12 protein-coding genes are annotated in these 13862 nt (G+C 44.9%); 2 read left to right on the forward strand and 10 right to left on the reverse strand.

The window, feature by feature from the left end:
* Nucleotides 1–204: 204 nt before the first annotated feature.
* The 5 genes from QUB64_RS16510 to QUB64_RS16530 form a co-directional block, all read right to left on the reverse strand.
* Entirely contained in the window at nucleotides 205–561 is a 357-nt protein-coding gene (locus tag QUB64_RS16510) for a hypothetical protein (RefSeq protein ID WP_333269636.1), read from the reverse strand.
* A 138-nt stretch (nucleotides 562–699) separates the two neighbouring features.
* On the reverse strand, nucleotides 700–1179 hold the full coding sequence (locus QUB64_RS16515; RefSeq protein ID WP_333269637.1) for a hypothetical protein: 480 nt from the start codon (nucleotides 1177–1179) through the stop codon (nucleotides 700–702).
* 115 nt (nucleotides 1180–1294) lie between these two features.
* A complete protein-coding gene (locus QUB64_RS16520) occupies nucleotides 1295–1642 on the reverse strand; it encodes a hypothetical protein (RefSeq protein WP_333269639.1) in 348 nt (115 codons plus the stop codon).
* 156 nt (nucleotides 1643–1798) lie between these two features.
* Entirely contained in the window at nucleotides 1799–2137 is a 339-nt protein-coding gene (locus QUB64_RS16525) for a hypothetical protein (RefSeq protein WP_333269641.1), read from the reverse strand.
* A 69-nt stretch (nucleotides 2138–2206) separates the two neighbouring features.
* Nucleotides 2207–3499, reverse strand: coding sequence for a hypothetical protein (locus tag QUB64_RS16530; protein ID WP_333269643.1), 1293 nt, complete (start codon nucleotides 3497–3499; stop codon nucleotides 2207–2209).
* Between the two features lie 85 nt (nucleotides 3500–3584).
* Between QUB64_RS16530 and QUB64_RS16535 the strand changes: the two genes are divergently transcribed.
* The gene (locus tag QUB64_RS16535; RefSeq protein ID WP_333269645.1) at nucleotides 3585–6185 is read left to right on the forward strand and encodes a dynamin family protein; all 2601 of its coding nucleotides are present in this window, start codon (nucleotides 3585–3587) and stop codon (nucleotides 6183–6185) included.
* A 191-nt stretch (nucleotides 6186–6376) separates the two neighbouring features.
* Here QUB64_RS16535 and aroF read toward each other — a convergent pair whose 3' ends face one another.
* The 3 genes from aroF to rpsO form a co-directional block, all read right to left on the reverse strand.
* Complete coding sequence (gene aroF, locus QUB64_RS16540; protein WP_333269647.1) at nucleotides 6377–7438, reverse strand: 3-deoxy-7-phosphoheptulonate synthase; 1062 nt, start codon at nucleotides 7436–7438, stop codon at nucleotides 6377–6379.
* Nucleotides 7439–7803: 365 nt separating this feature from the next.
* On the reverse strand, nucleotides 7804–8280 hold the full coding sequence (locus QUB64_RS16545) for a PAM68 family protein (protein ID WP_333269648.1): 477 nt from the start codon (nucleotides 8278–8280) through the stop codon (nucleotides 7804–7806).
* Between the two features lie 170 nt (nucleotides 8281–8450).
* Nucleotides 8451–8720: a 30S ribosomal protein S15 gene (gene rpsO, locus QUB64_RS16550; protein ID WP_293134126.1), complete on the reverse strand. Its 270-nt coding sequence runs from the start codon at nucleotides 8718–8720 to the stop codon at nucleotides 8451–8453.
* Nucleotides 8721–9232: 512 nt separating this feature from the next.
* Here rpsO and QUB64_RS16555 point away from each other — a divergent pair.
* Nucleotides 9233–9805: a hypothetical protein gene (locus QUB64_RS16555; protein WP_333269651.1), complete on the forward strand. Its 573-nt coding sequence runs from the start codon at nucleotides 9233–9235 to the stop codon at nucleotides 9803–9805.
* A gap of 296 nt (nucleotides 9806–10101) precedes the next feature.
* Here the strand turns inward: QUB64_RS16555 and ruvA are convergent, their stop codons facing one another.
* Together ruvA and QUB64_RS16565 are read right to left on the reverse strand one after the other, a co-directional pair.
* Nucleotides 10102–10725, reverse strand: coding sequence for a Holliday junction branch migration protein RuvA (gene ruvA, locus QUB64_RS16560; protein ID WP_333269653.1), 624 nt, complete (start codon nucleotides 10723–10725; stop codon nucleotides 10102–10104).
* Nucleotides 10726–10895: 170 nt separating this feature from the next.
* A complete protein-coding gene (locus QUB64_RS16565) occupies nucleotides 10896–13526 on the reverse strand; it encodes an AAA-like domain-containing protein (protein WP_333269654.1) in 2631 nt (876 codons plus the stop codon).
* Nucleotides 13527–13862 lie beyond the last annotated feature (336 nt).

Here is a 13862-nt window from a genome sequence, read left to right on the forward strand (position 1 = left end):
CCGAACTCGGTTGTTAAACGCTGCGGTGGCGAAGATATTTGGCGGGTCACTGCCTGAGAAAATAGCTCGATGCCTGGGATTCTCTTAAAAAAAACAAAGCTCTTTTCTGAATACCAGATTAGGGCTTTCGTTTTTTGATAAGATTAAACAAAAAATAGAGAAAGGATACCGAGTTGGGTTGTTGTTATGTTTATTTTGCTGAGACTAATCTAGATTGTTCACATCTTTATGTTTGTTTACTTGTCTCAATTTACGACCCAAATATTTAGTTCCTCTACGACCGACAAACTTAGCTCCTGCTGATAAAATGCTTTGGTCTTGTTCCTGAGAATTGTTTGGGTTTTGGAGTTCTTGTTTGTCTCTCCCAAAACTAGCAATAAATTCAAAAGCTGGTATCATGCCTAGTAGCAATATTAGAACAACCAAAAATATTGGTATCAGCAAGAAATCCAGCAATAGTACAGCACCCTTACCCTTCAGACTAACCAAGATGATGGTGATAATGTTCTCCCACCAAGAACAGCCCCAGCGTCCACAAAATTCTGCCAAAATTAGTGGCATTTGATGTTTACTCCTTAAACTGTATGTCCCTAACTTTTTTGTTCCAACCGCGCTTTGTGCTTTCCTAAATCAAAGTAACGATCGCACAACATTACATTCGATCGCACTTTCGCACAAATACCGATCGCCCTGGTAAACTTAGCTAAGCGTCGTTGATGGCTTTGGCAAAGAAGGTGGTGCGGGTGGAGACTGAGAAGGTCGGGGAATATAGGTAGGTTTAGGACGACCAGCTTCTATTATTTCGTCCCGAAACTGGTTAATTTTATCACTTTTTGTACAAAACAGAATTAAATTATTGCTCCTCGTGTAAATGACTATATAACGCTGTTTGACAACAAAAGCCAACACAATAAAAATAATACCAATAAAGAAGATCCCCAGGGTCAAAATTCCGAGTCCGAGTAGCCACCAAGTACAGCCTTCCCCAATTTCTACTGCTTGGACATTTTGAATCGGAATGACAATTTCTTGGATTTCTAAGCCAAAAAATGAAGTAAAATTTCCTTGCAAGGTGTCCCCAACTATTTTAATGGTTCCTGTACCGCTGGTTCGGAGTGGAACTGAACCGACTAATTTACCGGGAAGACCGCTGATTTGTGCTACTGATTTAGACTTCATTTTATTTGATTATTGTTGGACTAAGAATGACATGGGTTCTACAGTATTTGTTTGAGATGTTGCTTCCTTTTGTCTCATTCAAAAATATTATCCTACAAGTATTTGGCATCAACAATTAGGCAATGGTGTAGAAGTAGCCTCGACCTTCTTTGCTTAAACTTGCTTTACCTAATGCCACCAGTACCACTAATACTTCCTGAGCGTAGTAGTCGAGTTGATGACTGTCGCTATAGGGTAGATTCAATTCGTTGGCGACTGGCTTGAGAACGGTAGAAGCATCTTTTGTTCTGACTTTACGACCCTTGAGTTGGTTGTATAAATACTCCACAGCTTTGTCAGGAATATCGTAAGAGTAGGTTACTTGTTCTCTATTTGGATTGACTTGCTCTACTCGGTAAAAATCCTCTAGGTAGTAGACTCGGCGACTGTTACGCAGTTCGACTTGCCCAATAAACTTAATCAATGGTTTCTCCTGATTTTGTTTAGCGATCGCACTTTTCTAACTTCGTCCTGTAACGTTAAGGTGGGCAATGCTCACCTACCTACAAATAGAGCTGGCGCGTAAGTCCTGTTCGTGTTTAGAAAGAGAAGGCTTACGAAGTCTAATTGTAGTTATGTCTTAACAGCCCAACTCTTCCTCAAGTGTACGTTTTAGCTCCTTAGAGATAGGTAAATTACGAATTTCTTTGCAAAGGCTAGATTTTGAGTCTCCGTTTTGAAGCCGCTGTCTGTAAATCCCAATTAGCACTGCTTCAAGACCATACTTAGACAATGTTTCTGTAGCTAAACCGATAATTCCAAGCAGTGCAATTCCGCCTAACATACCTGCGGGGCCACCTAACGCTGCTAAAGCTGTTGTAATTGCAGCCGCACCTGCTAAACCTGTAGTTGCCATCACAATTACCAGCATAATTGCGGGTAATCCTAGTGCTGCTGCTTTTCTAACAAATTCATCCATTTTGCGATACATCCATAGTTTAGAGATTGAGAAATTGAAAATCAGAGCCGGAAATTTGCCGATTCAACTTCAGGTGTTAACTAATTCTGATTCTTCAGATTCTTCCGATTTATCTCGGACTCTGAAGTAGTAAAAGAGATTAGCAACGGCAAAATCAGATGCTTTTTCCAAATTCGACGATACTAAACTTTTATGACCCGCTATGTGCCCTTGCTCAATGATATAATCTTCGTAATTTTCACGTCGCTGCGGATCGAGCATCAATTCCAGTTGAGTGCGAAGCGCATAAAAATGAGACTTCGGCCTCAAATTCTCATAAACTAATTGTTCATCTGGTATTGCTAAAGCTGTGGCTGATGATTTTTTATCCTCAACAACAGCCAAGTTGGATTGGCCAAAATCAGCACTCTGCAACTGCTTTAACTCACTTGGCGGCAAAGCTTTAGTCCATTCAATCTGATTCAGCCAAATGTCTAAGGCGGCTAGATCGTGATTGTGAATTCGCGTGATTTCAGGAAAGAGAAAGTCAAGTTCTTCGTCGGAGTCACAGCATTGTACGATCGCGAGGCTATCTTGACGGATTTGTTGCTGAAGCTGAGAAAGCCGATCGCCCGCAGCACCAAATTCATTCTGCACCTGATACGTGCCAATAATACTTTGCTCGATCGCCCAACTGCACTCTAACCGCCGCAACTGTCCCGCCGCACAAGTTTCTGACAATAACTGCGGATTCCTGTAATCAGCTAAAGCTTCAAACAACATCCCCCGCGCCGCGTCAATTTCAGCATTGCGGCGGTTGATATCTTGCAATTGCAAGGCCGATCGCATTCGTTGAATTGCTTGGTTAAATAACCCGTAAGCCTGCACTAAAACTAAACGGTGGTTCTCAAATTTTAGATCGGCAACAACTTCGGCAATTAATTGCTTAATTTCCGCGCCTTGGCCTTTCACAAGTTGTTCTAAGTTGATGAAACCATTTTCTACTTTAACTTCCAGCTTTTCTACTGCTTTTTTTAGTTTCAAAGTCTGGTGCAAATTTACCGCTGACAAAGCTACCCCAGCCGCAACTCCCACACCAATGACGGCTGTAGTCGCTTGCAGCACCCCCAAACTGGCTTGGACAGCTTGAAAACCCATCTGGTTTTGGTACATCTGCAAGCCGCCCATCGCAAGCTGCACGGGAGAGACTAAGGGCGATAGCGGGCTGTTATTGACAACCGCGCCAACGGCATGAGCAACAAACTGTCCCGTCGCTGCATCCCTCGCGATGCCGATCGGCACTCCGGCTGATGTAAACACTGGTGCGTACTTGCCAGCCTCGATCGCAGCCTGTACCGCTGCGGGAAATACAAAGTTCATCATTACTTTTTACCCCAGTACCATACCCAAGAATAACTTATCTATTATGATAGTTTAAATAAAAAAAAACTATCAATAGGCGCGACAAATGAACACTTCGCTAATTAGTTCGCAGACGGTTGAGCTTGTTTCGCTGCTGACAGGGCAAAGACTTCGTAGGGAGGATATTAGTCCCCCGATCCTGTTTCTGGCGGGGCTGATAACGGTGTTGGTGGGAGTCAGTTATGCCGACGGTACGGTGAGTGTTGAGGAAAAGCAGCGACTTGCTGCAACTTTGAGGGAACTTATCCCCGCTGACAACAGTTTGCGACAATTAGCAATGCCGGTGGCTAATAATGTGCACAAACATAAAATTTACAGTAAATTGCCGGTGTTGCTGGCGCTGACAGCCTGTTTTTCTGAGGAGGAAAGACTGCTGCTAATTAGTTTTGGCTATCAGATGTCGGCCGCAGATGGATCGATGGACGATCGCGAAAAACAGTATTTGAAACTTATTGCCGATCGACTCGGAGTTGATGCGCGATATTTAAGTGTTTTGGAGGCGAGTTTTAGCAGTAGGGCGATCGCAGATACAGCAGCTTTAGCAGAAGTGCACGCTTTACTCGATCCAGCACAATTTCAATCTCTCGATTCTATGTTTGTTCGTGCTGCCAGTCACATTATCGGACATTTACCAGCAAAACCGAAACACAAAACAACTCAAAACAAATCAGTTTCGTCCTATCAGGAGTTGAAAAAGTTTCAGGAGTACCGGCAACAACTGAATGCTGTTTGTGGAAAATTAGGTTTAACTCTGCAAGATGGAAGCGATCGCAACGTGCTATCTCCTACTTTAGCAGAAGAAATAACCAAAGTATCTCAGAGATTGCAATCTCCATGTTTTCGCGTTGCTGTTGTCGGTGAGTTTAGTAAAGGCAAATCAACTTTACTCAATGCTTTACTCGGCGAAGAAATCCAACCAGTGCGCGATATTCCCTGTAGCGGAAATGTGACGATTTTGAAATATGGTTCGCAGCGCCGGGTTATTTGTCGCTACAAAAATGGACGAGAAGAAGAAATTTCACCTGCACAATATCAAGAGAAAGCTTCGATTTCGGAAGAAGCGGCTTATGGTTCTTATGCCGATGAAATTGCCAAGTCGGAAGTTGCCGAAATTGTTTTTGAACATCCAGAATTAGAGTTGTGTCGCAATGGGGTAGAAATTATTGATTCTCCCGGATTGAACGAACAAGCCGAACGCACGTTAGTCACCCAACAAGTTCTCAAAACAACTGATGCGGTTATTTTCTTAACTCATGCTCAAAATGCTTTAACGGAGAATGAGCGGGAACTGCTTTTGTACTTGAAAAAAGAACTAAATTATGGTAATAACGAAGGCGCGAGTAATATTTTTATGGTAGTTAATTTTTTCGATTTGCTGCGGCGCGAAGAGAGTCGCCAGCAGGTACGAAAAAGGGTGGAAAGGATTGTTAAGGATCAAAATTTGATTGCTGGTGAAAACCGGATTCATTTTATTTCTGCTCAATCTGCATTGGATGCGATTTTAGCAGGGAATGAAAATGATGATTATCTAAAAGCTTTTCAGGGTTTTACTGATTCTGTTGAGAAGTTTCTGACAGTTGAACGGGGGGCGATCGCACTTCGGCAATCAGCAGCGGCAATTAAGCAAATTATTAATACTGGCTGCGATGAATTGACTCAATATAGGGAAATGCTAGAAGGAAAGTTGACAGTTTCTGAAGGAGATAAGGCGAAGATTTTTGAACAAATAGCGGAAGTAAGCGGCCGCGATGTTAAGATTAGACTTTTAGCTAATGAATTGATGGAGCAGTCTTTAGAAGAAGCTCTTGAATCTTGGAATGAATGGGTGGAAGGATTGGGACAACGCCTGATGGCAAAAAGTCATCGCTGGACTTCCGAACACGGACACATCATGAGTCAAGACAAGTTGACTAAAGATTATGCCGACCAATTTGTACGAGACATCACCAAAGAAATTGATGACTGGGGCAATCAAAAAGTACAGTCTATTTTAAAACAAAATATGGGAGTGCTAGACAGCAAAATCGGTGAAGATATTTATGCAATACGGCAAGAATTTCAACAGTTTGACCAGCAACTCAGCACTAGCCTTGTCGCTCAATTCAATAACTTAGCAACAGCAGGTAGCTTAGGTGGAATTGGCAGCAGTGGAAGCAGAATAGCTTCATCAATTGGCGAGATTGAGGATGGTGGATTTTTTGGGGGTTTGGGAATTGGTGCAGCAGTTGGTGCTGCGTTGCTATTTTTTACAGGACTTGGTTTTATAGGAGTTATTTTGGGTGGCTTAGCGGCTGGTGCTGGTGGCGGTTTGGGCTGGAGTTTTTTAGATGGCGATGCTGTTAAAGCTCAGATTAAGGAAAAAGTTTGTGAATTAGGCTTTGAGAAATTTGACGAATCGGCAGAGTCTATTTTTGAGAAGGTACAAGAAAGAGTTATTGCAGTATTTGACGATCGCACTAACGCGAATAGCGATGTGATGTCAAAAGCGATCGCCCTGTGGGAGAATTTGTTAGAACAGCAGGAAATGCGCGATCGGCAAAATCAAGCAGAATGCGAAGCCGAAAAGGTTTGGCTGGCTGACAAACGCCGGGAACTTGAACAAGTACAGAGTCAAATTGAAACAATCTTAGATCGAAGCGATCGCTAATATCATATCCTGTCGATTACTCGTAATAAAAACGGTTCGTTCGTAGTGCGGACTTCAGTCCGCAAGAGGGAGCGGACTGAAGTCCGCACTACGAACAGGATATAACTCAATGAGTAAATGGTAAGCACAAAAAACCGTAGTATTTTGTAGATACTACGGTTTTTTGGAGTATCGCCTACTTACTGGTGTTTCTACACCAAAACTGGCACTGGTTGCGGCCAACGTTTCATGACTTTACCAATTACTGCCAATTCTTCCATCAACTTGTCGAACTGATCCGGTGTTAACGATTGCGGCCCGTCAGACAAGGCTTTTTTCGGATTCGGGTGCACTTCTATCATCAGCGAATCTGTACCGGAGGCGATCGACGCAAAGGCCATTGAAGGTACAAACTGCGCCCAACCAGTCCCGTGACTGGGGTCAACCATAATTGGTAAGTGAGTCAGAGTGCGCAGCACTGGAACCGCCGACAAATCGAGCGTATTCCGCGTATACTGCCTGTCATAGCCGCGAATTCCCCGCTCGCACAAAATCACGTTGGGATTGCCCGCAGCCATGATATACTCGGCTGCCATCAACCATTCTTCAATGGTGGCGGAAATGCCGCGCTTCAGCAAAATCGGTTTGTCTTGAGCTCCGACTTTTTTCAACAGCGAGAAATTCTGCATATTTCGCGCTCCGACTTGGATTACGTCGGCTACTTCTACGATCGCACTTAAGTCCGCCGCATCCATAACTTCGGTAATAATTCCCAAACCGCTAGCTTCCCGCGCCGCCGCCAACAGTCCCAAAGCACTCTCGCCGTGTCCTTGGAAAGCGTAGGGAGAGGTTCTCGGTTTGTAGGCTCCACCGCGCAAAAATTGAGCGCCAGCAGCTTTGACACGCATTGCGGTTTCAACAATCATTTCTTCGTTTTCGACCGAGCAAGGGCCTGCTACGACTGCGATCGGATGATTTAGACCAATCGTCACAGTTCCTAATGGAGTAGCTACCGGTACTTCGGTGGGTTCACCTTGGCGGTATTCCAGAGAAGCGCGTTTGTAGGGTTTTTCAACGCGCAGGACTTCCTCAATCCAGGTGCTCATTTCGCGCAGTTGCATCGGTTCGAGCTCGACGGTATCGCCTACTAAACCCATGACGACTTTGTAACGCCCGACGATTTTTTCTGGTGTCAAACCCCAGCTAGTGCGGAGTTCTTCGTCTAGTCGATCGATCTCGGCTGCTGGAGTGCCGGCTTTCATGACAATAATCATATTTTTTTCCCTTGGTCTGTTGCGCTAAGACACGCATTATGACATGGATGTAGTGAGAAAAATAGATGGCGTGCGATCGTCCATCTATTTATAGTCTTGAACGTAAGCGTGGTTAGAAACCGGGTTTTTTCACGAAAACTCTGCGTCGCAGCCACTATATTCGGTAAAAAACCCGGTTTCTTTAGTCCTCGGTGCGTCTAGCAATTCACTAATGACTGCTGACTGCTGACTGCTGACTGCTGACTGCTGACTGCTGACTGCTGACTGCTGACTGCTGACTGCTGACTGCTGACTAATGACTAATGACTAATGACTAATGACTAATGACTATTGACTAATGACCAATGACTGATGACTAATGACTTCTAACTTTTTGGTTTAGCGGCGCGCCACGCTTCTCGCATCCGTCCAAAATTGGTATTAAATTCTTCCCATCCCAGAGTGCTTCCTGAATTGTCTTCATCCCAAGAAGCCGAGAGAACTCCGTAGCTTAATCCCAGTACGCCTAGACCAAAACAGCCCATGCTTACCAACAATACTGCTGTGTTGGGTAAGTCAAACCAGCCTTTGCTGACTATCAAATAACTGATAAAAAATGTGGAAATTCCCAGGAGAGTTGGTGCGCCACAAAATACCGCGATGCGGGAGATCATGCGTTTGCTAACTGCTTCTGGGATGGATTGCGCCTGGGGGCCAGTTTTTTTTGTGGCTTTGGGCTGCTTGTCTGGTTTTGCTTCTTCTGTGACTGGGTTTGCTTCGGTTTCTGGGGGCTTTTTAGCTGTTTTTTTCCGATTAGAGGCCGGTTCAAAGGGTAAGCGCTGGGTGGGTGGTTCGGAGGACATATTTTTTGTTTAACCTGAAATCTCGAACAATTATTCAATAAATCTTGGCGAGGGTTTACGCAACTCTGATGGTTAATCAACGGTATGACATGGATCGGTTATCAGTGCGTAAATCCTGCTGGCGTTTGTCCAAGATTCTTGAATATTGTCGCAAATTTTCGCTTTGCTGTTTAGCCGCGAATGCCTAAACGGGCAATTAATGCTTTGTAGCGATCGACATTTTCCTTTTGCAGGTAGGCCAGCAGGCGCTTGCGGCGGCTGATCATCATCATCAAACCGCGCCGGGAGGCGAAGTCTTTTTGGTTGATTTTCAGGTGGGCGCTAAGTTTGCTGATGCGATCGCTCAGCATGGCGATTTGGACATCTGCTGAACCTGTGTCGGTTTCATGGGTTTGAAAATCGCCCATGATTTCTTGTTTGCGCTGTTGTGTAAGAGCCATGAATTGAGTTTAGTTTTTTTTGTACGATGTCACGATCTGCAATTATACCACAGCCAATGAACAAGGGTGGAGGGTGCGAGATGAAATTTTTGCTGCAAGAGTTCGCATGGCGAGTTTTAATCCCTTGCGGGGAAAAGTGAATTGCGACAATTCTTAAAGCTGATTAATTGCCCTAAAGATATTACTGAGAGTTTCAATCCCCTTGCGGGGAAGAGTAAATTGCGACATTGAAACCAGCGAGCGCCAACAGTACCACATTCTTTAGCGCCAGCAACGGCGCGCACTCTCTATGTCTGGCCCCCGCAAACAACCCCGAGAGTTGCGATGACCGCTCTAATAATGTAATAATGTCGAAAGCTATTTCTATGATGGTTGGTGAATAAAAGCCCAGTGCCCTGCATAAATGCTTTTTATGGCACCCACCAAACGTAATAAAATTCTGGCCGCTGTGGTGGGTGGCCGCTTGCTCGATCGACACAGCAAACGCACCATAAGAAAAACCCCGGAACAAAATGCCAAAGCCACCCGGTCTAAAGACCTTCCCCAAGTTACTGTCTCAAAAAGAGGTAGACCTCATTGTGGCAAATGACGAGTACACCAAGAACCCAGGCGATGTACTCTTTCGCTACTACGGAGACTTCGGACACAACACCCCCGAGCCAACCACACCCCCAAAGGCCGACGCGCCCATCCGTCGCGGAGCCCCCGGCAAAGAGACCCCGCCACCAAGCCCCTGGATGCTCGCTTGGGGGAAGACCTTACAAGACCGTGGGTTCTTCGATGAGATGCCCAATCAATACCGCGTCACGGATTGGTTCGGCAGCCTCAGTGCCCAGTTCAAATGGCACATCGACAACCACCGACACGGAGAGAGAATCATCGCCATCAGCCTCTCCAACAACCGCGTCATTGGCTTTCGCAAAGATGCCAATAGCCCCGTCTTTGAACTCGAACAACATGCAGGAGACGCCTATTTAATCGCTGGTCCAATCCGCTGGAGTTGGCAACACTGCGTACTGCCAAGAGGCAAAGACAAGAGCGGAGGGAGAAGTTTTGTCGTGAGCTTTAAGCGCCCCGCGCAATAATCAGCCACGCCCCCTTCCTTCACTTCTATTAAAGAGTTTCAATCCCCTTGCGGGAAAAAGTGAATGGCGACTCTAGATGTAAGTCAAAGACTACTTGTATTTTCATGTTTCAATTCCCTTGCGGGGAAAAGTGAATTGCGACAGTCTTAGTCCGTTTTTAAAATTCAATAATTTAAAAATAGTTTCAATCCCCTTGCGGGGAAAAGTGAATTGCGACTTGCGATCGACTCAAAGTCTCTATACATCAACAGAAGCTTGTTTCAAGTAGGGAAACGGCATTGCCGTCTCCAGAGTTGCTATCGGCTCAAATAGCCGATCGCCTCGCGTATCCAATCATCGGCGTTACCTTTGTTTGACAAGTTGCTGTCTTGACTGAGGGTTTGCAGCGCTTGCAAGACTTCCGCCCCAGTGTATCCCATCGCCAGCAGGATCATCTCGACTTCTTCTTGAATAGCTGCGGGGACTCCGGCGGCGACTGAAGTTGTCAAACCTGCTTCCTGTCTCCATTCCGAGAGTTTGCTTTTGAGTTCCAGGGCGAGGCGTTCGGCGGTTTTTGTGCCCACGCCGGGGGTTTTGGCGAGGATGCGGGTGTTACCGCCGACGATCGCCTGAACTAAATCTTGCATTCCTAAAGTGTCCAAAAGGGCGATCGCCAGTTGAGCACCCACACCGCTAACACTCGTCAACTGTCGAAACAAATCTCGTTCCGCCGTGCTGCCAAAACCGTACAATACAACTTGGTCTTCCTTAACTTGCTGGTGAGTAAAAATTTGGGCGACTTCGCCGGATGCTGGTAATTGACCAGTCACCCGCGGTAAAATTTGGATTTCATAGCCAATTCCATTAACTTCGAGAGTCAGGATAACCCGGTTGCTGCCTTTGGTGATATTGGCGACTGTGCCTTTGAGATAGCCGATCATATTGTTTTTGACTAGACTTATTGCATAAACTTTAGATTAAATAGATCGATCGACCGCAGATGTCAGGCAGATCGACGCAGATTAACGCAGATAATTTGAAGATAGACAAACTTGCGAGTGCAAGAGGTCTACTGCATATTACTATACTTCTGTATCGCTCTGCTGATTTTTCAATTTAAAATCAGATGCTGTTTGACAAAAGACAAATCCGTCTTCCCAAAATTTACCACTAAGGCCACATTCAAATTTTCCAATGATTTTATAAACCACATAATTTCATCAGAATTTTTACCTTCATAGTGATTGAACAAAATAGAAAATCGCTTTTCCAACTCAGGCTTAACTTTGCCAGAAAGCAGTAATATTTTCAGCAACAAACCCATTGTCCGGCTGGGGCCGAGGTTGTATACCAAGTCATAAAAAACGTAGTGGCTGGGATGTTGGGAATTTTCCACTACTAAAAAGTTGAACAATTGGTTGCAAGTCCGAGCTAACAATATATTATTTAATTTCGCCGAGTCGTTTTCTGGGAATGTATTTTTAATGTACTTGTACAACTTGTCATTAAATTGACGACCACCATATTCTGGCTCTACAGATGATATCAAATATTCATATAGATCGACTTTAAATGATTTGTAAGATGGGGTTTTCCTGGCATCTCTCAAAAAAAATTGAGCCGATTCTTTGTGACTGCGATCGTCTGCTACTTTCCCGGCAAATTCCCTAACAGCCAAGTGGAGTTCCGCATCATTCAACAGTGTGGGATTTGGCGCAGGCTGCACAATTCCTATTTCTGTATTCCTCGGCTCAACCAAATAATTCAAATATTGAGACAAGTTTTTTTCAAATTGTCGCTGTCTTTGTATTTCCAGCTTTTTGATGGTTCGCTGGTCTTCCTCAATGCTGTCCTTGCTCAGCAAAGAATGCCCGTACAAATAAGGATACCGACAAATCAATTCGCCCAAGGGAGCATGACTATCTTCTTTATGCAGTTGTGGCTCTTGCTCTACTGCTTTTACTAAGCGCTCCAAGGTCTGGAATTCTTCACTTTTAGTAAAAAATTCTATTTGTTCTTGCAAGCGCTTGACTATGTAAAATTCCATCCCAAATCGGGGAGAAGTCTGTTTAAATAAAGCAACCAGATTTGCAATACTCAATTTATTCTGTGAGTGCAATTGCCAGCGGTTGATCGGGATGTAACAGCAGCGGTGGATAATATACTTAAACTCCCGATCCGATCGCTTGACGGAGATTATATTGTACAAAGTTGCTTCAATTTCGCGATCGGGATAGCCCATACCGTCGATAAATAGTTTGCGGAACCGATCGATTATCTGTGCGGGGGATTCTCTTTCCACGCAGGAGACGATGTGATCGTACAATATCTGTTCGTTGCTGCCCGATAGAAGAGTATCTGAGGGCGGGGTGAGAATCCTCTCTGTATCGGTGTCTGGACTGCTTTCTACAACTTGTGCGACAGCGACTGTCGGTTTTTTCTGAACAATTCCAGGATTCAAGAACCAATAGTGTTCTTGGCTTAATTGTTTGTTTGCTGCCCAATCCAAAGCTGACTGCAAACTTTCCCCCGTCAATAACTGCGAGTCATCTTCGCGATCCGAAGCCAGCCATGCTGCTAGCGCTTCGCGGTACGGAGCCAGATTTCCCAGTTCTTTTTCCACCCAGAACTGATTGAAAACAGATTGATAAATTAGGTTGGCAGTTATTAATTTACCCTGGGATTTAACCACCAATCCTGACAGTTGCAATTCGATTTGTTCGGGAGAATAATTGGCAGCAACTCCCGGCGCTTCCTCCGGTTTTTTGGGATCGGGCGGTTGCAAAATTTGCTGGTACAGCGTTAACAGCTTGGTGATGTCGCAGCGGCTGTGTTCAAGGCGATCGCGAATTACTGTCAAATGTTGGGGCTCGTCCCATTCTTCCCAATTTTTAATAAGTCTGTGGTTGAGCAGTTTTTCCACTTCCTGGGCTTCGGAATTTCTGCCAATAAAAGACCCGCATTCAAGTACCAAGTGGCAAAGCTTTTGAGTCAAAAATGGTTGGCCGCCCGTCCAAGCTAATATTTCTTGGAGTACTTTTTGCGGGCGAAAAGCTTTGAGTGCCAATCCTTTTGCTAGGGGCAAACTTTCGTGCAGTTGGAATCGAGTTAAATTAATCGGCCGCCCAATATTAAAAGGGTTGCAGCTTGGATCTCGGATCAATTGTGACGGGGCTGCTACTCCGAAAACCGCAAAATTCAGGCGATCGTATTCTGGTTGTTCTGCTCGCTTGGAATAACAACCTCGGATCGAGGCAAAAAAATCGCTGGTACTGAAATTTAGGCTGTTGGTGCTGTCAATGTCATCTATCAAAATGACTAAATTTTGCCGAAGAGACTTGAGCAAAACTTTTTCGATAAATATCTCCAACCGCTGCACCGGCGATAGCACTTCGCGATCGTTCCACCACTTGAGGGCATCAAACCTGTTTGTGAGGCGCAAGCTGCTGGCGATGCGGTAGACGATCGCGCCGTACCATTTTTCGAGGGAAATTTCTGGGCTGCTAATGCTTCTCAAGTTGATGGCTACAAAAGCTGTACCTTCTGCTTGCAACCTTTTGGCCGTTTGCACTAGCAGGCTGGACTTTCCCATTTGTGGCGAACTCAACACGTAGCAGAAGTGTCCGGCTTTTAGTCCTTCGTAGAGTTCGCTGTCTGCCGATCGCCTGACATAGGTGGGCGCACCGGCAGGCAAATATCCTCCGACTTGATATTGATTGGTTGAGTTGACGTATGCTGTCATCTGCGAATTCATCAAGATGCTGCGCCCCTGTGCTGTGCGATCGAAAGGTTACAAATTGCAATTATTATTATTGCCTGCTTGCTCTGGTGGAAAATTTTTGTGCCTCTTTCTCTATTGTCTACTAACTCACCTTTCTCCATGTGAATCTTTACCGTATCTTTGCAACCAACCCTCAATCATGCGAGGAGGGCGATCGTACCCCGGCACCTTTTTATTTATACTCGTTCACATAATCATCAGAATTTTCACTCAACCGGATGGAGAACGCCAAAACCCCAGTTGGTTCACATTTTTTTACAATAATACTTTAAAATTGACCCGGTGGTATGATGTTGC

Source organism: Microcoleus sp. Aus8_D2 (assembly GCF_036702665.1).
In the GTDB taxonomy this organism is placed as follows: Bacteria; Cyanobacteriota; Cyanobacteriia; order Cyanobacteriales; family Microcoleaceae; genus Microcoleus.

Bases quoted from the DNA above. Each gene is read 5' to 3' on its own strand.
- QUB64_RS16555 (WP_333269651.1), top strand. From the start codon at position 9,233: ATGCCAAAGCCACCCGGTCTAAAGACCTTCCCCAAGTTACTGTCTCAA.
- QUB64_RS16525 (WP_333269641.1), bottom strand. From the start codon at position 2,137: ATGGATGAATTTGTTAGAAAAGCAGCAGCACTAGGATTACCCGCAATT.
- QUB64_RS16565 (WP_333269654.1), bottom strand. From the start codon at position 13,526: ATGACAGCATACGTCAACTCAACCAATCAATATCAAGTCGGAGGATAT.
- QUB64_RS16530 (WP_333269643.1), bottom strand. From the start codon at position 3,499: ATGATGAACTTTGTATTTCCCGCAGCGGTACAGGCTGCGATCGAGGCT.
- ruvA (WP_333269653.1), bottom strand. From the start codon at position 10,725: ATGATCGGCTATCTCAAAGGCACAGTCGCCAATATCACCAAAGGCAGC.
- QUB64_RS16545 (WP_333269648.1), bottom strand. From the start codon at position 8,280: ATGTCCTCCGAACCACCCACCCAGCGCTTACCCTTTGAACCGGCCTCT.
- QUB64_RS16535 (WP_333269645.1), top strand. From the start codon at position 3,585: ATGAACACTTCGCTAATTAGTTCGCAGACGGTTGAGCTTGTTTCGCTG.
- QUB64_RS16515 (WP_333269637.1), bottom strand. From the start codon at position 1,179: ATGAAGTCTAAATCAGTAGCACAAATCAGCGGTCTTCCCGGTAAATTA.
- rpsO (WP_293134126.1), bottom strand. From the start codon at position 8,720: ATGGCTCTTACACAACAGCGCAAACAAGAAATCATGGGCGATTTTCAA.
- aroF (WP_333269647.1), bottom strand. From the start codon at position 7,438: ATGATTATTGTCATGAAAGCCGGCACTCCAGCAGCCGAGATCGATCGA.
- QUB64_RS16510 (WP_333269636.1), bottom strand. From the start codon at position 561: ATGCCACTAATTTTGGCAGAATTTTGTGGACGCTGGGGCTGTTCTTGG.